The organism is Conexibacter sp. CPCC 205762, from assembly GCF_030646155.1.
Lineage (GTDB): Bacteria > Actinomycetota > Thermoleophilia > Solirubrobacterales > Solirubrobacteraceae > Conexibacter.
Genome location: NZ_JAUTDN010000006.1, coordinates 42465 through 61805, shown reverse-complemented (window position 1 = coordinate 61805; position 19341 = coordinate 42465). Strand labels below are relative to the sequence as shown.

At 71.5% G+C, this 19341-nt stretch carries 18 protein-coding genes; 4 read left to right on the top strand and 14 right to left on the bottom strand.

Going from position 1 to position 19341, the window contains the following annotated elements:
- Positions 1-13 precede the first annotated feature (13 nt).
- From Q7L73_RS08050 to Q7L73_RS08000, 11 genes are all read right to left on the bottom strand, one after another.
- Positions 14-1897: a hypothetical protein gene (locus tag Q7L73_RS08050; protein WP_304688310.1), complete on the bottom strand. Its 1884-nt coding sequence runs from the start codon at positions 1895-1897 to the stop codon at positions 14-16.
- A gap of 144 nt (positions 1898-2041) precedes the next feature.
- Positions 2042-5251 (bottom strand): isoleucine--tRNA ligase, encoded by a 3210-nt coding sequence (gene ileS, locus Q7L73_RS08045; protein ID WP_304688308.1) that lies wholly within the window; start codon positions 5249-5251, stop codon positions 2042-2044.
- A gap of 4 nt (positions 5252-5255) precedes the next feature.
- Complete coding sequence (locus Q7L73_RS08040) at positions 5256-5942, bottom strand: alanyl-tRNA editing protein (RefSeq protein ID WP_304688306.1); 687 nt, start codon at positions 5940-5942, stop codon at positions 5256-5258.
- Between the two features lie 139 nt (positions 5943-6081).
- Complete coding sequence (locus Q7L73_RS08035; RefSeq protein ID WP_304688304.1) at positions 6082-6921, bottom strand: 2-keto-4-pentenoate hydratase; 840 nt, start codon at positions 6919-6921, stop codon at positions 6082-6084.
- Positions 6918-7982 (bottom strand): 4-hydroxy-2-oxovalerate aldolase, encoded by a 1065-nt coding sequence (gene dmpG, locus Q7L73_RS08030; RefSeq protein WP_304688301.1) that lies wholly within the window; start codon positions 7980-7982, stop codon positions 6918-6920. Before dmpG ends, Q7L73_RS08035 begins: the two co-directional genes overlap by 4 nt.
- A gap of 34 nt (positions 7983-8016) precedes the next feature.
- Positions 8017-8988: an acetaldehyde dehydrogenase (acetylating) gene (locus tag Q7L73_RS08025; RefSeq protein WP_304688300.1), complete on the bottom strand. Its 972-nt coding sequence runs from the start codon at positions 8986-8988 to the stop codon at positions 8017-8019.
- 23 nt (positions 8989-9011) lie between these two features.
- Positions 9012-9410 carry a hypothetical protein gene (locus Q7L73_RS08020; protein WP_304688298.1) on the bottom strand — a complete coding sequence of 133 codons (399 nt, stop codon included), beginning with the start codon at positions 9408-9410 and terminating at the stop codon, positions 9012-9014.
- On the bottom strand, positions 9407-10426 hold the full coding sequence (locus Q7L73_RS08015) for a cyclopropane-fatty-acyl-phospholipid synthase family protein (RefSeq protein WP_304688296.1): 1020 nt from the start codon (positions 10424-10426) through the stop codon (positions 9407-9409). Before Q7L73_RS08015 ends, Q7L73_RS08020 begins: the two co-directional genes overlap by 4 nt.
- 294 nt (positions 10427-10720) lie before the next feature.
- The gene (locus tag Q7L73_RS08010) at positions 10721-11671 is read right to left on the bottom strand and encodes a TerC/Alx family metal homeostasis membrane protein (protein WP_304688294.1); all 951 of its coding nucleotides are present in this window, start codon (positions 11669-11671) and stop codon (positions 10721-10723) included.
- Between the two features lie 122 nt (positions 11672-11793).
- A complete protein-coding gene (locus Q7L73_RS08005) occupies positions 11794-12570 on the bottom strand; it encodes a polyphosphate kinase 2 family protein (protein WP_304688292.1) in 777 nt (258 codons plus the stop codon).
- On the bottom strand, positions 12537-13331 hold the full coding sequence (locus Q7L73_RS08000) for a hypothetical protein (protein ID WP_304688290.1): 795 nt from the start codon (positions 13329-13331) through the stop codon (positions 12537-12539). Before Q7L73_RS08000 ends, Q7L73_RS08005 begins: the two co-directional genes overlap by 34 nt.
- 115 nt (positions 13332-13446) lie before the next feature.
- On the opposite strand from Q7L73_RS08000, the gene Q7L73_RS07995 reads away from it, so the two are divergent.
- Genes Q7L73_RS07995 through Q7L73_RS07985 form a run of 3 tightly spaced genes read left to right on the top strand, consistent with a single transcriptional unit; the run spans position 13447 to position 16087 of the window.
- A complete protein-coding gene (locus Q7L73_RS07995) occupies positions 13447-14226 on the top strand; it encodes an ABC transporter permease (protein ID WP_304688289.1) in 780 nt (259 codons plus the stop codon).
- Between the two features lie 23 nt (positions 14227-14249).
- A complete protein-coding gene (locus tag Q7L73_RS07990) occupies positions 14250-15317 on the top strand; it encodes an ABC transporter substrate-binding protein (RefSeq protein WP_304688288.1) in 1068 nt (355 codons plus the stop codon).
- Positions 15314-16087 carry an ABC transporter ATP-binding protein gene (locus Q7L73_RS07985; RefSeq protein WP_304688286.1) on the top strand — a complete coding sequence of 258 codons (774 nt, stop codon included), beginning with the start codon at positions 15314-15316 and terminating at the stop codon, positions 16085-16087. The genes Q7L73_RS07990 and Q7L73_RS07985 overlap by 4 nt, the downstream gene beginning before the upstream one ends.
- A gap of 6 nt (positions 16088-16093) precedes the next feature.
- Here Q7L73_RS07985 and Q7L73_RS07980 read toward each other — a convergent pair whose 3' ends face one another.
- Both Q7L73_RS07980 and Q7L73_RS07975 read right to left on the bottom strand, forming a co-directional pair.
- Positions 16094-16750 (bottom strand): SDR family oxidoreductase, encoded by a 657-nt coding sequence (locus Q7L73_RS07980; protein ID WP_304688284.1) that lies wholly within the window; start codon positions 16748-16750, stop codon positions 16094-16096.
- 3 nt (positions 16751-16753) lie between these two features.
- Positions 16754-17626 (bottom strand): hypothetical protein, encoded by an 873-nt coding sequence (locus Q7L73_RS07975; RefSeq protein WP_304688282.1) that lies wholly within the window; start codon positions 17624-17626, stop codon positions 16754-16756.
- Between the two features lie 233 nt (positions 17627-17859).
- On the opposite strand from Q7L73_RS07975, the gene Q7L73_RS07970 reads away from it, so the two are divergent.
- Positions 17860-18735, top strand: a complete 876-nt coding sequence (locus Q7L73_RS07970; RefSeq protein WP_304688280.1) for a VOC family protein — start codon at positions 17860-17862, stop codon at positions 18733-18735.
- On the opposite strand, the gene Q7L73_RS07965 is transcribed toward Q7L73_RS07970, so the two are convergent.
- Entirely contained in the window at positions 18732-19334 is a 603-nt protein-coding gene (locus tag Q7L73_RS07965) for an NADPH-dependent FMN reductase (protein ID WP_304688278.1), read from the bottom strand. The genes Q7L73_RS07970 and Q7L73_RS07965 overlap by 4 nt on opposite strands.
- Positions 19335-19341 lie beyond the last annotated feature (7 nt).

Genomic DNA, 19341 nt, shown 5'->3' with positions numbered 1-19341 from the left:
GCCCTCCATCGAATCACGCCCCGCCCAGCTGCGGCGTCGGTCGCGGCGCGGGCGCGCTGGCTGCGGCGCGGCGCTCGGCCGGCGGCACCGGCGGCTCGCCGGCGGCATCCGACAGCCGCCGCAGCGCCCACGCCATCAGCGCCAGCAGCGACAGGAAGATCAGCCCGACGACGGTGTAGGCGACCGCCCACAGCCAGCCCTGCGCCGTCTTCTGCTCGCGTTGCAGCAGTCTGTGGTCGGCGACGAAGGTGCGCGTGAACGACTGCGGCGCCGGCACCCCTCTGGCGGGGATCGCGCGGTCCTCGGGCAGGAAGATCGGGATCGCGCTGAGCGTGTTGCCGCGCGACATGCGGATCAGCGCCTTCCAGCCGCCGTGAACCGGGATCGGCTGCGTCGTGCGGTAGACGCCCTCGTCGATCCGCTGCAGCCTGTCGACGATGAAGCCGCCGCCCTGCCAGGCGGTCGCGGTCAGGTACTCGGCGTCGTCGGCCGCGTCGGCCGGCTGCATCCGCACGACCGCCTCGACGGTGCGGTCGGGGCCGCTCTGGACGTTGGTCAGCGTCACCTGCGCGCTGACGCCCTCGACGCCCGGCTTGTAGAGCGCGATCCCGACCAGCGCGGTCGCCCCGAGCGCGGCGACGAGCGCCGCGACGTCGAGCCGGCGGTCGTGGTCGCGCGCCTCCAGCGCGAGGCGGTCTCCGATCCAGGCGCCGATCAGCGCGCCGGCGATGGCAGCCGGGAGGCCGAAGACGATCGCCTCCGGCAGCAGGTTCGAGCTCCACGGGATCGGCGACCAGACGTGCGTCCAGCCCCACTCGGCGGCGAGGCCGATCGTGCCGATGCCGAGCCCGGAGACGAGCCCGAAGGCGAGCGGCCGCCGCAGCAGCGTCGGCGCCGCCAGCGCGATCGCCTCGACGACCAGCGCCTCCGCGACGTAGAGCGGGAAGTGCGGCGTCGTCTCCCCCAGCACCGGCCCGACGAGCAGCGCCAGCAGGCCGCGCACGAGCAGGAAGAAGCCGACCGCGCCAAGCGCCGCGCCGCGCCCGGCCCACAGCCGCACGGCGACGATGCCGGCGCCCGCGGCGAGCATGATCAGCAGCGGGCCGAAGACGAAGCGGAACTGCGGCACGCCGAAGTCGAACTCGCCCTGGAAGGTCGAGAGGCCGAGCAGGAAGGCGCCGCAGAGCGCGGTGCGGCGGGTGAGGTCGACCCAGCCGGCCTCGGTGTCCGCGCCGCGGCGGCCGACGACTCTCGCCGCTATCCGCGCCTCGGCGGCGGCCTTGTTGAAGCGCTGACCCTCGACCAGCAGCACCGCCATGCCGACGAGCGTCAGCGAGGCGCCGCCGATCAGCATCAGGTGGGTCGGGCCCCACAGCGTCACGTCCTGGCCGAAGAGCCGGTGCCAGACGTCGTCGAGCGGGAATCCGAGCAGCGCGAACGCCGCGGCGGCGCAGATCAGCAGGCCGCCGAGCGGCGCGTACCAGTTCTCGCCGATCTCGATCGAGGAGCTGCTCGGCTTGCCCGCCGGCAGCACGATCGCGACGACGCCGGCGGCGAAGATGCCGAACAGGCCGCCGAGGATGAAGTAGTGGGCCGGGTTGGCGAGCGGGCCGGCGTCACGGCCGACGTCGATGTGCAGCGAGATGTCCCAGTACATGCCGAAGACCGCCGCCAGCAGCGAGGCGCCGGCGATCGCGGACGGCAGGCCGACCCAGCCGGGCAGGCCGCTGCGGCGCTCGGTGAACGCGGCGAGGTTGCCGAGCAGGGCGACGCGGCCGGTGCGGTGCCCCATCCCGAGCACCAGCAGGCCGATGGTCAGGACCAGCGCGGCCGAGGAGGCGATCAGCACCTCTCCTATCGCCGCGCCGCCGGCAGGGTCTTCGATGACGGCGAACATGCGCAGATGTTACACCGATCCATGTCACACCCAACCGTGCGACCTCTCACACACCGGAAGCTTGCGGCTCTTGCCCTCCGATGCGGGGCAAAAGCCGCAGACTTCAGCGCCGGCGGCCGGCCGCCGGCCGCCGGTGCGGGCGCCTCAGGCCGGCGTCATCACGGCGACGCGCACGGTCAGCGGCTTGCCGTCGACCTCGGCGCCCGCGCCCTCGCCGCCGTCGTAGACGACGACCGGTGCGAGCGTCTCGGCTGCGACATACGTCTCGTGCTCGCGCGCCGCCGCCAGCAGCTCCGCGCTGCCGCCGAGCTGCAGCTCGATCCGGTCGGTCACGCCGACGCCGGCCGCTCTGCGCTGCGCCTGCACCGCGCGCACGATCTCGCGCGCCCAGCCCTCGCGCCTCAGCGAGTCGTCGAGCAGCGTGTCGATCGCGACGACGAGCCCGAGCCGCGCGCCTCTGCCGGACAGCACCAGCCCCTCGCGCGGGACTCTTCTGACCATCAGGTCGTTCTCGGCCAGCGCGTAGGTGCGCGGCGGGTCGTGCAGATCGCCCGGGTCGCCGACGCGGACGGTCAGCACGCCGTGCTCGCGCAGCGCCTGCAGCGCCTCGTCGCCGTCGCGCGTGCGCAGCGACGAGACGATCGTGCCCATGTCGCGGCCGCAGCGCGGGCCGAGCTTCTGCAGGTTCGGCAGCACCAGCGGCCGCTCCAGCACCAGCTCGTCGGCGACGACCTCGAGCTGCTTGACGTTCAGCTCGCGGCAGATCAGCGCCTGCATCCGCTCGACCGCCTCGCGATCGGCTCTCGCCGGCGCGCAGACGATCGCGCGCCGCAGCGGCTGGCGCGTCTTCACTCTCGCTCTGTCGCGCGCGTAGCGGCCCAGCTCGACCGTCTCGCGCGCGAACGCCATGTCGCGCTCCAGGCGCGCGTCGACGAGCGCCGCGTCGGGCTGCGGGTAGTCGCACAGATGGACCGATCTCGGCTCCGCGCGGAACGTCCCGTTGACGCCGCCGACGAGGTTCTCGTACAGCTCCTCGGTTGCGAACGGGAGCGCCGGCGCGAGCAGCTTGACCGTCGTCAGCAGGCACTCGCGCAGCGTCGCCAGCGCGGGCGCGGCGGTCGCGCTGTCCCAGAAGCGCGGGCGCGACAGGCGCACGTACCAGTTCGACAGCTCGTCGAGCCAGTCGAGCGCGAGGTGGGTCGCGCCGTGGGCGTCGAAGGCGTCGATCCGCTCGCGCATCTCGCGCACGACCGTCTGCAGCCGCGACAGCGCCCATCGGTCCATCTCGCAGCGGCGCGACGGCGGCGGCGCGGCGGCCGCGGCGCGCGCGTCGAAGCGCTCGATGTTCGCGTAGAGGACGTAGAAGCGGTAGATCTCCCACAGCGGCAGCAGCACCTGCTTGACCGCCTCCGCGACCGCCTCTCTGGAGAAGCGGTAGCCGGCCCACGGCTGCTGCGAGGCGAGGTAGTACCAGCGGAAGGCGTCGGCGCCGTGGCGCTCGAGCACGTCCCACGGGTCGACCGCGTTGCCTCTGGACTTCGACATCTTGTGGCCGTTTCTGTCCTGCACGTGGCCGACGCAGACGGCGGTCTGGAAGGGGATGTCGTCGAACAGCAGCGTCGAGACCGCGAGCGAGGTGTAGAACCAGCCGCGCGTCTGGTCGATCCCCTCGCATATGAACGAGGGCGGGAACTCCGCTCTGAACTGCTCCACACCCTCGAACGGGTAGTGGAACTGCGCGAACGGCATGCAGGCCGAGTCGTACCAGGTGTCGATCGTCGCTCTGACACGGCGCATCTCGCCGCCGCAGCCGTCGACCGAGCAGGCCCACGTGACCTCGTCGATGTAGGGCCGGTGGAGGTCTCTCGGGAGCGCGCCGGTGAGCGCTCTCAGCTCCTCGATCGAGCCGACGCAGTGACGCGCGTCGCAGCCGGCCGAGGAGCACTCCCAGATCGGCAGCGGCGTGCCCCAGTAGCGGTCGCGCGAGAGCGCCCAGTCGACGTTGCCCTGCAGCCAGTTGCCGAAGCGGCCGTCGCGCACGTGCTCGGGACGCCAGTCGATGCGCGTGTTCTGCCGCAGCATGTCGTGGCGCCGGTCGCGCGTGGCGATGTACCAGCTCTCCTTCGCGTAGTAGAGCAGCTTGGAGTCGCAGCGCCAGCAGTGCGGGTGCGAGTGGATGAACGGCTCGGCCTCCAGCAGCTTGCCGGCGGCGCGCAGCGCCTCGACCACTCTCGGCGTCGCGTCACCGACGAACTCGCCCTCCCAGCCGGTGACCCGCTCGTCGTAGGTGCCGTCCTCGCGGACCGGGTTGACGAGCGGGATCCCGTGCCGCTCGCACAGCACGAAGTCCTCCTCGCCGAACGCCATCGCCGTGTGGACGAGGCCGGTGCCTCTGTCGAGTCCGACGTGGTCGGCGGCGAGCAGCGTGTGACTGCGCGGGCCGTGGTCGGTCAGCAGGTCGAACGGCGGCTCGTAGCGGGCGTCGACGATCGTGCGGCCGGGGAAGCGGTCGAGGATCTCGACTCCCTCCTCGCCGAGCGTCGCGGCGACGCGCTCCTCCGCCAGCACGAACACCTCGTCGCCGCGGCGGGCGCGCACGTAGCGGACGTCGGGCGCGATCGCGACGGCGCAGTTGGCGAACAGCGTCCACGGCTGCGTCGTCCAGATCAGGAAGGCGTCGCCGACCTGCAGCGGGCCGCGGCGCTCGACGACGGGCAGCTTGACCGTCGCGGTCAGGTCCTCGATCTCGCGATAGGCCATCGCGACCTCGTGCGAGGAGAGGCCGGTGCCGCAGCGCGGGCAGTACGGGACGACCTTGTGGCCCTCGTAGATCAGCCCTCTGTCCCACAGCTCGTGCAGCGACCACCAGACCGACTCGATGTACTCGGGCGTGCCGGTCTGGAAGGCGTTCTCGAGGTCGATCCAGAAGCCGACCCGCTCGGTCATCCGCTCCCAGGCGCCGATGTAGTGCTGGTTGGACTCGCGGCAGCGCTCGTTGAAGGCCGCGATCCCGTATTCCTCGATCTCGCGCTTGGAGTCGAAGCCGAGCTGCTTCTCGACCTCCAGCTCGACCGGCAGGCCGTGGCAGTCCCAGCCGGCCTTGCGCGGCACGCGGTAGCCGCACATCGTGCGGTAGCGCATGTAGAAGTCCTTGAACGAGCGCAGCAGGACGTGGTGCGAGCCGGGGTTGCCGTTGGCGGTCGGCGGACCTTCGATGAAGCTGAAGACCTCGCCGTCCTCGCGCTGGGCGAGCGCGCGCTCGAAGGTGCGCTCGTCGCGCCAGCGCTCCAGCACCCGCTCCTCGATCTGCGGGAAGTCGGGTCGTCCGTCAACTGGCCGGTGCGGCTCGCGCATGATTTCAGCCCCCTGTCAGCATGAGTTCAACGCGCTTGTTGATCTTGCCCTTGCTCTTGTACGAGGGGAGGGCGATCCGGCCCACCTCGCGTGTGTTGGCGACATGCGTGCCGCCGTCCGCCTGCAGGTCCAGCCCATCGATCCCGACGACGCGGACGACGGTGATCGAGGGCGGCAGCAGGCTGACCTTGTTGCGGATCAGCTCGGGGTCCTGGTCGGCCTCGGCGCGTGTCAGGAAGTCGACGCGCGTCGGCCGCGCGGCGGCCACCTCGGCGTTGACCTTCTCCTCCAGCTCGGCCACGAACTCGCCTGAGAGCGCGTCGAACTCGAAGTCCATGCGGCCGCGCAGCGGCTCCATGTTGGCGCCGGTCACCTTCGCTCTGTAGTCGCGCCAGACGACGGCGCAGAGGATGTGGAGCGCGGTGTGGGTGCGCATCAGCTGGTAGCGCCGCTCCCACTCGACCTCGCCTTCGAGGTCGCTGCCGGCAGCCGGCGCGGCTCTGTCGAGCAGCGTCCAGACGCCGGCCGCCGGGAAGGCCGGATCGGCGTCGTCACGCGCCAGCTTGGCGCCGGTCACCTGCCAGACGGCGTCGCCGTCGCGCAGCGTGCCGCGGTCGGCCGGCTGCCCGCCGCCGCCGGGGAAGAGCGCGCTCCCCTCCAGCTGCACCGCCGTCCCCTCCGCACGCAGCACGCGCGCGGAGAAGGAGCGCTGATAGGCGTTGACCTGGTACGGCGGTGCGTCCGCAGGCGCCCGGGCTGCGCCTTGCGAGTTCCACGTCTGGCCCTGATCGCCAGAGGCAGGTGGGAACTCGCGGGTGCCAGTGGTGCTCTCAGACAAGGCCGACGCTCACCTCGCCCAGACGGTCGAAGGTCGCGTAGGCGGTCTGGCCCTGCGCGATCGGGACGGCGCGGGAGACCGAGCCCGGCATCACGATGTCGCCCGGCTCCAGCCGCTCGCCCTGTTCGGCGAGCATCCGCGCCAGCCACGCGACCGGCTCGGCCGGGTGGCCGAGGACCGCGTCGCCGCGGCCGCGCACCAGCTCCGGGCCGACCGCCAGCGAGACGCCGAGCGTCTCCGCCTGGACGTCCTCGGCCGGCTCCCAGTCGCCGATCACGCACATGCCCGAGGAGGCGTTGTCGGCGACCGTGTCGACGATCCCGATCCGCCAGTCGCTGATGCGCGAGTCGATCACCTCGAGCGCCGGCGCGAGCGCGTGCGTCGCCTCCAGCACCTCCTCGCGGGTGACGCCGGGGCCCTCCAGCGGCGACTTCAGCAGGAAGGCGATCTCGGCCTCGACGCGCGGCTGGATGAAGCGCGAGGCGCGCAGCTGCGCGCCGCTGTGGACGACCATCGACTCCAGCAGGTAGCCGGAGTCCGGCTGGTCGACGCCCATCATCTCCTGCATCGCCACGCTCGTCAGGCCGACCTTCCAGCCGCGCAGCTCCTCGCCCTCGGCGGTCCGCAGGGTGCGGCCGATCGCCTGTATTCGATAGGCGTCCCAGAGCGTCAGGTCCGGGAACGTGCCGCTGAGCGGCTCGATCGCCTCCCCGCGCAGCTCGGCGTGCCACAGCAGCCGCGCCAGCGCTTCGTGATGTGGCGTCAGCGCGGCGGCTTCCAGGAGCGCCGGGCGGTCGCCGTCAAAGGTCCTCGTGATCGTGTGCGGAGTCATGCCTTGTCCCCCTCGGCATCGCTGATCTCGTCGTCCTGCTGCTCCAGCCCCTGGTTCTCCACTGCATCTCGCAGCGCCATCGCGACCTCGAGGATCACGTCCTCCTGGCCGGCGATCACGTCCCGTCTGCCGAGCGCGAAGAATACGTCGCGCGGGTCGATCCCGAAGTCTCTCGCGATCCGCCGCACCGGCTTCGAATAGCCGGAGAAGACGCCCGCGAGCCCGCTGACGATGCCGACCGAGTCCGTCGTCGGCAGCTGCTGCACCAGCTCGGCGTCGGCCAGGTCGGCCGCGTCGAGCACCTTGTACAGGTCTATCCCCGTGTCGTGGCCAAGCTCGGCCAGCACCGCGACCAGCACCTCGAGCGCGGTGTTGCCGGCACCGGCGCCGAATCCCCGCGCCGTGCCGTCGACGATCGTCGCGCCGGCGTCGACCGCCGCGACCGAGTTGGCGACCGCCAGGCACAGGTTGTTGTGCCCGTGGAAGCCGATCGCGATCTGCGTCGCGTCCACCATGCGCGCTATTCGGTCCTGCAGGTCGCGCGTCAGGAAGGCGCCGGCCGAGTCCATCACGACGACCCCCTGGGCGCCGTAGGACTTCATCTTGAGCGCCTCTTCGCAGAGCTGCTCCGGCGTCGCCATATGACACATCATCAGGACGCCGTACACCTCCTTGTCGCGCTCGCGCAGGTAGGTGATGTGACGTTCCGTGAGGTCGGCCTCGGTGCAGTGCGCGCCGACCCGGAAGACGTCGACGCCGACGTCGATCGCGAGATCGAGGTCACGCCGCATCGTCGCGAAGCCGGGGATGCCGAACGCCCCCAGCTTCACGTCGGACAGCTCCTCGCGCGCGATCCGCAGCATCTCCTCGTCGCTCAGCAGCGCCTCGCCGACCTGCAGCGAGGACGCCCCCAGCCCGTTGCCGTGCCCGACTTCGACGATCGCGACTCTGGCGGCGTTGGCCGCTGCCGCGTAGCGCCGGATCTGCTCTGCGGTCAGGCGGTGCTGGACGGCGTGGTTGCCGTCTCGCAACGTCGGATCGCTGATCAAGATCTGTGCCATCTGTCTGGTTCCCCCTTGTTCCCCCAAGAACCGTTCAGGCTTGCGTTGACGCGGCGTCCTGCAGCAGGACGCGCGCGTTCTCCTCCGCCGCGGCGACCGCGGCGCAGGTGATGATGTCCAGGTTGCCGGCATAGGCCGGCAGGTAGTCACCGGCGCCCGCGACCTGGACCGTCATCGCGATGCGCCCGTTCTCGTAGAGCGGCGGCACGACGAGCCGGTAGCCCGGCACGTACCGCTGTATCCGCTCGACCATCTGCTCGACCGCCGTCGTGAGCGCCGGCAGGTCGGTCTCGTCGGCCTTCGCGAAGACCGTGTTCTGCATCATGATCGGCGGCGTCGACGGGTTGACGAGCAGGATCGACTTGCAGCGCCCGACGCCGCTGAAGTGGCTCAGCGCCGCCTCGGTGGTCGCCAGGTACTCGTCTATGTTGATCCGCGTCGCCGGCCCGACGGAGGCCGACGCGCTCGTCGAGACGATCTCGACGTAGTCGACCTGCGGGTGCGTCTCCATCACGGTGCGGGCGAGCGGCACCGCCGCCTGCCCGCCGCACGTGACCATGCAGAGGTTCGGCTCGCCGACGCAGTCGGCGAGGTTGAGCGCCGGCACGCACATCTTCCCCAGCTTCGCCGGCGTCAGGTCGATCACCGGTATGCCGTGCGGCTTCAGCAGCTCGTAGTGGCGGCGCGCGTCGACCGCCGAGGTGGCGTCGAAGACGAGGTCGAACCGCTCCGGCTCCTCCAGCAGCGCGTCGATGCTGCGGTCGGAGGTCTCGACGCCCATCGCCTGGGCCCGGCGTATCCCGGCCGAGCCGCTGCTGCGCCCGGCGAACAGCTCGCAGTCGAGCAGCTCGGAGCGCTGCACCTTCAGCAGCAGGTCCGTGCCGATGTTGCCGGTGCCGATGATCGCGACGCGCAGGCGTCCGCGCCTGCCCGGACCGGCGAGCCGCAGCCGTGGCCGGCGCGTCTCGGCTTCCGTCGTCGTTCCTTTGATCGCCGAAGCTTCCATTCCCCTCGTGCCCCTCTCCCCCCCTACGCGGGGAGCGTGCCCTTCTCGACCAGGATCCCGAGGAAGGGGCAGTGGTCGCCCTCGACCTCGTGGCAGATCAACCGATGCCTGACGCCGGCGGGGATCGAGATCGTCGCCGGCGAGTTCAGCTCGATCCGCTCCTCCTCCGTCTCGACCGTGAAGCGCAGCCCCGGCGTCGCGACGAGGTACAGCTCGTCGTGGTCGTCGTGGACGTGCAGGTCCGCGTGCGGCGCGCCGACCAGTCTCGCGGCGTCGACGACGGCGATGCTGAAGGGCGTGCCCGGCAGCGTCTCCGGGGTGACCATGAACGGCGTCGGGCCGTGGTGGCCGTCGACCTCGACCGGCACCGGCAGGCCCTGGGTGATGAGGACGCCGGCGCGTCTGGTGATCTGCGCGCTCACGCCTCCGCTCCGTTCTCGTTGCGGTAGAGCAGCAGGATCGCGCCCGGCAGGCCCAGCTCGACGACCTCGTGGCGGCTCCAGCCGGCCTCGGTGAACGCCTCGTGCCAGCCCTGCTCCGTCAGCAGCTGTTGACGCATGATCGCGTGCAAGAGCGTGAATTCTGGCCGCCAGCGCTCCTCCGGTGCGCCGCTTGCCGGCTGCACCTCCGCGACGAGCATGTGCGCGCCCTTCGGCATCAGCGTGCCGAGCTTGCGCAGATAGGCCATCAGCGCGTCACGCCCGTGCTCGAAGATCTCGTGCAGCAGGAAGAAGGCGACGGCGAGATCGGAGCGCTCCAGCTCCGGGATCGCGTCGAGGTCGCCGGCGTCGCCGCAGCGGACGGTGAGGCGATCGCTGAGGCCGGCGGCGGCGATCGCGTGCTCGGCGTCCTCGCACGCCTCCGGCGCGAGGTCGACGCCGACGCCGCTGACGCCGAACCGTCTGGCGGCGGCGATCAGGAAGCGGGCGTTGCCGCAGCCGAGGTCGACGACGTGCGAGAAGTCGATCGTCTCGAGCACCGCGGTGGCGTGCGGCGAGACGTCGTCGCGCCCGATCAGGGCGGAGCCGTCGGCGACCCAGCGACCGTCGCGGATCACGTCGCTCCCGTAGCGTCTGGCGCCGGTAGAGAAATCGCCCAGCGCGGCGAGAACGTGGCCGTAGCCGCCCTGCAGCCAGACGAGGTAGCCCTTGTCCTTGACGATCGCGCGACCGCGGTCCGAAAGACTGTAGGTTCCGTCGCTCTCCTCAACGATGCCACGTTGAGCAAGATACCGGAGCGTGGCCAGCGGCAGTCCGTCGGGACCGTCGTCGGCGTCGGCAGGCAGACCGCCGCCCTCCAGCCGCTCGAGCAGCCCCGCGCGCTCCAACGAAGCGAGCACGCTCGTCAGCGCGAAGCCCTCGAACAACTCGAAGACCGGGCGAACGCCGTCGCCGGCGCCCTCCTGCTCGGCCTTCAGCGTTGGCTGGACGTCAGTCATCAACCGCTCACCTCGTCCTCCGGGCAGGAGCGACCGTGACGCGTCGTGCGCCCGTGCCGTCGTCCCCCGACATCGTTTTCACGCAGCTCGAACCTGCCGGCCCCCTGTGCTTGCGGACTCGGTCGGCACCTTCCACGAGCTGCTCCTCGGATCGTTCCCCCGGCGCCGCTGGACGCAGCGCCAACTCGTGTTATATGCCGGCCACGGAGGTCCCGTCAAGCGGCGATGTAGCGAGAGGACGCTGCGCTCTGGTCGTCGTGTTCCCGAAGATCGTCGGTCTGCGGGCGCTGAGCGCTACTTCTCGACGCGCTCCTGCTCGCGCTCGCGGCGCTCCTGCGCCAGCCGCATCTCTCTTCTCTCGACGATCATCGAGGCGAGCGCGGCGCCGGAGAGCGCGAGCGCGATCACGATCAGCGAGATGCCGTTGGACGGGTGCCAGACGTCGACGAGCAGCAGCTTGGCGGCGACGAAGGCGAGGATCACCGCGAGGCCGAAGTGGAGGTAGCGGAAGCGGTCCAGCAGGCCGTCGAGCAGGAAGTAGAGCGACACCATGCCGAGCAGCGAGAAGGCGTTCGCGGCGAAGACGATGTAGGTGTCGCGCGTGATCGCGAAGATCGCCGGGATCGAGTCGATCGCGAACATCACGTCGAAGGCGGCGACCAGCGCCAGCGCCGCGAACAGCGGCGTCGCAAGTCTCTTGCCGTTCTGGACCGTGAACAGCTTGTCGCCGTCGAACTCTCTGGAGAGCGGCAGCAGCTTGCGCAGCCAGCGCATGATCAGCGTTCTGTCCGGGTCCATCTCCTCGGCGCCGCTTCTGGCGATTCTGATCGCGGTCAGCAGCAGCAGCGCGCCGAGCACGTAGGTCGTCGCGTGGAAGGCGTCGAGCGCGGCGGCGCCGACGAGGATGAAGATCGTGCGCAGCACGATCGCGCCCGCGATGCCCCACACGAGCACCTTCAGCCGCTGCGTGTCCGGCACCTGCAGGAACGAGAAGAGGATCGCGAAGACGAACAGGTTGTCGAGCGAGAGCGACTTCTCGATCAGGAAGCCGGAGAGGTACTCACCGGCCGACTCGCCGCTGTCGAAGACGGCCAGCAGTATCGCGAAGGCGGCGCCGATCGCCGTCCACGCGATCGACCAGATGAGCGCGTTGCGCGGCGTCATCGGTCTGCCGCCGTGGCCGCGCAGGTCGATCGTCAGCGAGACGACGATGAACACGACCAGGCCGAGCCAGGGGATCAACATCTATTGGGACTCCTTCGAGAACGATTCGATGGTCTCGAAGGTTTGACCCGCCGCGGGGCTGCAGCCGGCGCGCCGGGCTCCCATCTGGGGAACCGTGTTGACGAACGCGCCGTGTCGCAGGGCTACTTCCCTTCTCGTGCAGGGAAAGATATCGGCTCTCTGCCGTGTGCGCGCAAAGCTCGCACGATTGCCGCGTTGACAGTCTCCAAAACGGCGACTCGCGCGTACGCCTTCGACTCCGCCGGCACGACCGTCCACGGCGCCGCCGGGCGGTCGGTGCGCGCGAACAGCTCCTCCAGCGCCTCCTCGTACTGCGGCCGCTTCTCGCGGTTGCGCCAGTCCTCGTCGGTCAGCTTCCACTGCTTGAGCGGATCCTGCGCCCGCTTCTCGAAGCGCTGCTTCTGCTCCTCGTCGCTGATCTGCAGCCAGAACTTGACGATCGTCGTGCCCTCGACGTGGAGCATCTGCTCGAACGCCGCGATCTCGTCGTAGCCGCGCCGCCACTCGGCCTCGTCGGCGAAGCCCTCGACCCGCTCGACCAGCACGCGGCCGTAGTAGGAGCGGTCGAAGACGGCCATCCCGCCCCAGCCCGGCAGCGGCGGCCAGAAGCGCTGGAGGAAGTGGTGGCGCTTCTCGTCGGCGGAGGGCGCGGCGAACTGCACGACGCGCACGTGGCGCGGATCCAGCGGCGTCACCAGCCGTCTGATCGCGCCGCCCTTGCCGGAGGCGTCCCAGCCTTCGAAGAGGACCAGCAGCGGCGGGCCGAGCCAGCCGTCGCCGATCAGGCCGCCGAGCTGGAGGCGCAGCGCCAGCAGGCGGCGCTGCTCCTCGGCAAGCCGCCGCTCGCCCTCCGCCTTGTCGAGCGTCAGTGAGAGGTCGGTCTCGTCGAGTCGTCCCATGGAGGCAGGCTACCCGCAGCGCTCGGCGGCGCCCATCTTCTGGCAGGTGCCTCCTGGGCCGGCGGCGGCGCGCTGAGCCGCGGCGGCGGCGCGCTCGGCGGCGCCGCGGGGGCGCCGTAGGCCGGGTGCGGCTGCGGCTGCGGCTGCCGCGACGGCGCCGCCTGGACGCCCCCGTAGGGCCCGCCGAACGCCGCCGGCTGCGGGGCGCCGCCATAGGGCCCGCCGTACGTGTCCGGCCGGGTGGCGGGGACGCGCGCGGGCGCCGGCGCGACCGCCTTCATCAGCTTCAGCGGGATCGCCGCGAAGAAGGCGCCGCCGAGCACGACCGTGAGCGCGCCGGCGCCGATCAGCCAGATGCCGGAGCCCGGCGACAGCTCCGAGCTGGAGGCGTGGTACGGGCCGCGGTAGGCGACGTTGTAGAGGTCGTGGTTGTTGATGTCGACGACCCAGAAGACGACGAAGCAGAGCCCCCAGACGCCGATCGACGATGGGATCCACGCCGGCATCGGCACACCCCGCCAGCGCCCGATCGCGAGCGCGAGCGCGCAGGTCGCGCCGACGATCGTCAGCACGCCGGGCCCGGCCGCGCCGGAGATCGCCGCGTTGTCGACGATCGTCACCGCCGGATCTGGCGTCGAGAAGAACGGCAGGAAGATGCCGACGTAGGCGAGCACGGCGCCGACGGCGACGAGCAGCATGCCCACGAGTGAGAAGGCCTTCTGCCGCGGCGTGAGCAGAGGCGGCTGAGCTGTGGTCTCCATCGGCCGGAATCTTCGCACGGACGACTGCGTACGCGCCACCGCCGCTTATGCTGTATTAATCCCGCCTATCTTGGTCGAGATTGTGCAAAATGCTCCGCGGATTTCCGTGCGGCGGGTGGCGACACGGCTTGCGATCCCGCTGCTGTCGCTCGCGATCCTGCTCGGCGTCTGGTGGCTCGTGGTCGAGCTGAGAGTGTGGTCGGAGGTCTTCGTGCCGAGCCCGGCGAGCGTCTGGGAGCGGCTGAAGGAGGGCGAATCGGTCCACGACGGACAGGTCGGCCTGTCGGGCTACTACCTCCACCAGCACCTCTGGGCGAGCCTCTGGCGGATCCTCCGCGGCGTTGCCTTCGCGCTCGTCTTCGGCGTCGCGCTCGGCCTCGCATTGGCGACGATCAAGCCGTTCCGGCTGGTCGTCGAGCCGTACGTCAACTTCATCCGCTCGCTGCCGCCGCTGGCCTACTTCTCGCTCCTGATCATCTGGTTCGGGATCGAGGACACGTCGAAGATCTGGCTGCTGTTCCTGGCCGCCTTCCCGCCGATCGCGCTGTCGGTGCTGGCGGGCGTCGAGGGCATCAGGCGCGAGCGGGTCGACGCGGCGCGGGCGCTCGGCGCCAGCCGCTGGCAGGTCGTCCGCTTCGTGACGCTGCCGTCGATCCTGCCGCAGCTGTTCACCGGCACGCGGCTGGCGCTCGGCTTCGCCTGGACGACGATCGTCGCGGCCGAGACCGTCGACGGGATCCCCGGGATCGGCGGGCTCGCATGGCAGACGAAGAAGTTCCAGCAGACCGACGTGGCGGTCCTCTGCATCATCGTGATCGGCCTCACCGCGATCGCGCTCGATCAGCTCGTCAAGCAGCTGGAGAAGCGTGTCTTGCCGTGGCACGGCAAGGCGTGAGAACCCACCAGGAGGTACGTCGCATGTCCACCGTCAGACGCGGCCCGCTCAGGCCGCTGCTCGCGCTGCTGCTCGCCGCGCTGCTCGTCTTCGGCGTCGCCGCGTGCGGCTCGTCCGACGACGACAAGGGAGGGGCCGACACGGCCGCCGCCGCTTCCGGCGACGGCGGCTCGGGCGCGCCCGAGAAGATCACGATCGCCTACCAGGCGATCCCCAACGGCGATCTCGTCGTCAAGAACCAGAGATGGCTGGAGGAGGCCTTCCCCGACACGCAGATCGAGTGGAAGCTGTTCGACTCCGGCGGCACGGTCAACGAGGCGGTGCTGGCCAACTCGATCGACATCGGCCTCGCCGGCTCGAGCCCCGTCGCACGCGGCCTCTCGACGCCGATCGAGTACCAGGTGCCGTGGATCCACGACGTGATCGGCAGAGCCGAGGCGCTCGTCGTCAAAGACGACATCGGCTCGATCGAGGACCTCAAGGGCAAGAAGATCGCGACCCCGCTCGCCTCGACCTCGCACTACTCGCTGCTGGCCGCGCTCGACAGAGCCGGGCTGAGCGAGAGAGACGTCGACGTGATCGACGCCGAGCCCGACGACATCTACGCCGCCTGGACGCGTGGCGACATCGACGGCGCCTACGTCTGGAACCCGAACCTGGCGAGAATCGTCGCCGACGGCGGCAGAGTGCTGATCTCCAGCGAGGAGCTGGCGAGAGAGGGCAAGACGACGTACGACCTCGCGGTCGTCACGAACTCCTTCGCCGACAAGTACCCGGACGCGGTCACGACCTGGGTCAGAGCGCAGGACAGAGCGGTCAGACTGATCCAGGACGACCCCGACGCGGCGGCGAGATCGATCGCGGCCGAGCTGAACATCGAGCCGGCCGACGCGAAGGCGCAGGTCGCCGACCTGATCTTCGTGACGGCGGCCGACCAGGCCGGCCCCGAGTACCTCGGCGGCGGCGTCGGCAGAAACCTCTTCGCGACGGCCGCCTTCAACCAGAGACTCGGCCAGATCCCGTCGGTCTTCGACGAGCAGAGATACCTCGACGCCGTCACGACGAGATTCGTGGAGGCCGCGTCGAAGTGAGCGTCTCAGGCGACCACACGGTCGTCCTGCGCGGCGTCGCGCACCGTTACCGCGGGCGCGACGCCGACGTGCAGGCGCTGGCGCCGCTGGAGCTGGAGATCGGCGCCGGCGAGTTCGTCGCCGTCGTCGGCCCGTCGGGCTGCGGCAAGACGACGCTGCTGCAGCTGCTGGCCGGCTTCCTGACGCCGACCGAGGGGACGGTGACGGTCGGCGGCGCGCCGGTCACGGCGCCCTCGCCCGACCGCGGCGTCGTCTTCCAGCAGGCCAACCTGTACCCGTGGATGACGGTCCGCGGCAACGTCGAGCTGGGGCCGCGGCTGCGCGGCGTCCCACGCGCCGAGCGCCGCCGGATCGCCGAGCGGTACCTGGAGCTGGTCGGGCTGAGCGAGTTCGGCGGGGCCGCCACCTACGAGCTGTCGGGCGGGATGCAGCAGCGCTGCCAGATCGCGCGCGTGCTCGCCAACGACCCGGCGATCATGCTGCTGGACGAGCCGTTCGGGGCGCTCGACGCGCTCACGCGCGACCGTCTCCAGGACGAGCTGCACCGCATCTGGCGCGGCTCCGGCAAGACCGCCTTCTTCATCACCCACAGCGTCGAGGAGGCGGTCTACCTCGGCACGCGCGTGCTCGTGATGAGCCCGCGCCCGGGGCGGATCGTGCTCGACGAGCAGGTTCCCTTCGACGCCGGCGCGCGCACCGCCGAGCTGCGCGCGACGCCGGCGTTCGTCGCCTTCCGCGAGCGGATCGCGGCGACGATCGGGCAGGGGTAGCTCGCGCTAGGAGCCGGCGGCGATCTGCTGGACCGCTTCGGCGACCGGCGTGTCGCCGCCGACCAGCAGGAAGGTTCTGCCGGCCGTCGCGGGCTCGTCGAGCACGGCGACGAGCGTCGCGGCGACGTCGTCGCGCGAGATCTCGCCCTCGCCCGTGTCGGTGCGGACCCGGCCCGTGCCGGAGTCGTTGACGAGCGCGCCGGGGCGGACGATCGTCCAGCTCAGGCCGCTCGCTCTGACGGCCTCGTCGGCCTCGCCCTTGGCGCGCAGGTAGGCGGAGAAGCCGTCGCCCTGCGCCTGCGCGTCGGCGCCGCGCGAGGAGACGATCAGGTAGCGCTCGATCCCGTTCGCCTTCGCCCCCTCGATCAGCTTGACGGCACCGTCGCGGTCCATCGTCTGCTTGCGCCCCTCGCCGCTGCCGGGGCCGGCGCCCGCGGCGAAGACGACCGCGTCGGCGCCCTCGACGGCGTCGGCGACGGCCTGCGCACCGGCCGCTTCGAGGTCGAGCACGACCGGCTCGACGCCGGCGGCGCGGAGGTCGTCGGCGTGGTCGGGGTTGCGGATCAGGCCGCGGACGCGGTCACCGCGGGCGGACAGGAGCTTGCCGAGGCGGAGGGCGATCTGCCCGTGCCCGCCTGCGATCGCGACGTCGAGAGGTGCCATGCGTCAGAGGCTAGCCGGGGCGGGCACCGGTTCAATCGCGGTTGCGATCGGATCGGCGGCGGGCTCGCGCTCGGGGCGGCCGCCGGCGCGGCGGCGGCGACCGCGGCGGATGCGCCAGGCGAGGCGGGCGGCGCCGGCGGCCTCGACGACGAGCAGCGCGAGCGCCACCGGGACGGTCGCGGGCAGGCGGTCGAAGGCGAGGAAGACGAGCCCCGCCAGCAGCGCGAACAGCAGCGTGAGGCCGGCCGCCCAGGTGCGCGGGCGGGCGCGCGCGGCCAGCAGCGCACCGACCAGCGCCGGCAGGAAGATGTCGCCGTAGCCCATCTCCAGCGGCCCGATCTCGACCCGCTGCAGCTGCGGCAGGTGGTCGCTGACGCCGGCTGCGTTGAGCACGTCGCTGGCCGGGCCGAGCAGGCCGCTGGCGACGAGGACCAGATCGGCGACGGCCATCGCGATGATGCCGGCGCCGAGCCACTCGGGCGGCGTCAGCGCGACCAGCAGCGTGCCGAGCAGCAGGCAGCTGCCGCCGATCAGCGTCAGCGCCGCGACCTGGCCCAGCAGCGAGTGGGTGTCGTGCAGCACGAGCGCGATCGCGGTCAAGGTGATCAGCAGCGCCGGGGCGCCGACGCGCGCCGCGCCGAGCAGCGCCAGCAGCGGCACGCAGACGAGCGCGACCGTCGCGAAGCTGTCGGCGTACTCCGGGTGCAGCCGCAGCAGCACGACGACGCCGACGAGCGACAGCAACGGCACGAGCGCGAACAGGCGGTGGCGCAGCTGCTTTATCCAGACCGGGGTCGCCGTCGCCGTCGCGCCTGCGACGAGTGCCGCCTGCGCGACGGAGCTGCCCGCGTAGGCGGCGATGAAGTCGACGCTCATCGAGCGTTCCGGCGGCCCGGGGGGAAAGCCATGAATTCGACTGTTCCCGCAGTTGATGAGAGGAGAATTAACGCAACCCGAACGTCTGCCCATAGAGCGTGTGAGGTCGCTCACGCTCGGGCACGTCGGCGTTCTTGAAACGCCGCGCTCCGGCCTCGCGCCCGCCGCGCCCGCGGCGGTGGCGTCGTTTGCTATTGTTGATTGCGCAAGCAACCTTGATGACGAGCGTGAACATGCCTCCTTCACTCCCCGCTGCGACAACCCTCGGCCCGATCCGCCTCACGGTCAACGATCTCGCGACCGAGGCCGCCTTCTACGAGCAGGTGATCGGGCTCGTGCCGCTGCGCCACGACGGTGACGAGGCGACCCTCGGCACGCCCGACGGCACGCCGCTGCTGGAGCTCGTCGGCCGCGCCGACGCCGAGCAGCGCCCGCGCCGCTCCGCCGGCCTCTTCCACCTCGCGATCCTGCTGCCGACGCGCGCCGACCTCGCGCTCGCACTGCGGCGCCTGGCGAGCGCCCGCTATCCGCTCGAAGGCGCCTCCGACCACCTCGTCAGCGAGGCGCTCTACCTCAGCGACCCCGAGGGCAACGGGATCGAGATCTACCGCGACCGCCCACGCTCGGAGTGGGGCCGCGAGGCCGACGGCCAGATCAGAATGGCGACGCTTCCGCTCGACCTCGACAGCGTGATCGACGACATGCCGGCCGGCATCGACGCCAGCACGCCCAACGCGCCGGTCGCCGACGGCACCGTGCTCGGCCACGTCCACCTGCAGGTCTCCGACCTCGAGCAGGCGGAGGCGTTCTACAACGGCGTGCTCGGCTTCGACGTCGTCGTGCGCGGCTACCCGGGCGCGCTGTTCGTCTCGGCCGGCGGCTACCACCACCACCTCGGCCTCAACACCTGGGCCAGCGCCGGCGCCCCCGCCAACACGCCGGCGACGCGCGGCCTCGACCGCTTCGAGGTCGTCCTCCCCGACGCCGCCGCGCTCGCCGACCTGCGCGACCGCCTCGACGCCGCCAGAACGCCGGCGCTGGAGAGCGACGGCGCGCTGTTCGCGACCGACCCGTTCGGCAACGGGCTGCGCTTCGTCGCCGCCGCCTAGGAGGGCTTCGGCGGCTTCGGCCGCCGCGGCAGCGGGCGCGCGCCGCCGAGGCTGAGGCCGTCGGTCGCGCGCGCGAGCGTCGCGACCGCGGCCAGCAGCGTGTCGAGGTCGGCGGCCGCGTGCTCGGTCGGGACGCCGTCGGCGAAGTCGGCCGAGGTCAGGTAGACGCCGACCGGGGCGACGAGCGCGCCGAAGAAGGCGAGCACGTCGCGCAGGTGGCTCTCGGCGCCGAGGAAGTGGTGCGGCGTCGCGCCCATCGCGACGATCCCGACCGGCGTGTCCTGCAGCGCCTCGACCGGCACGTGGTCGAGCAGGTTCTTCAGCACGCCGGTGAACGAGCCGCGGTAGACCGGCGTCGCCAGCACGACGGCGTCGGCCGCGGCGATCGCGGCGACCGTCGCCGCGGTGTCGTCGCCGAGCTGCTCGGGCGGCGTGCCGTCGGCGTTCGCGATCCGGACCTCGGCGAGGTCGATCAGGGCCGGCGCGATCGCGCCCGTGCGCTCAGCGCGCTCCAGCGCCTCGGCGACGGCGCGGCGCAGGCGGCCGGGCGGCGTCGCGCTGCCGATCACGACGGTCACTCTCACGGTGTTCTCGACCATTTGGGTC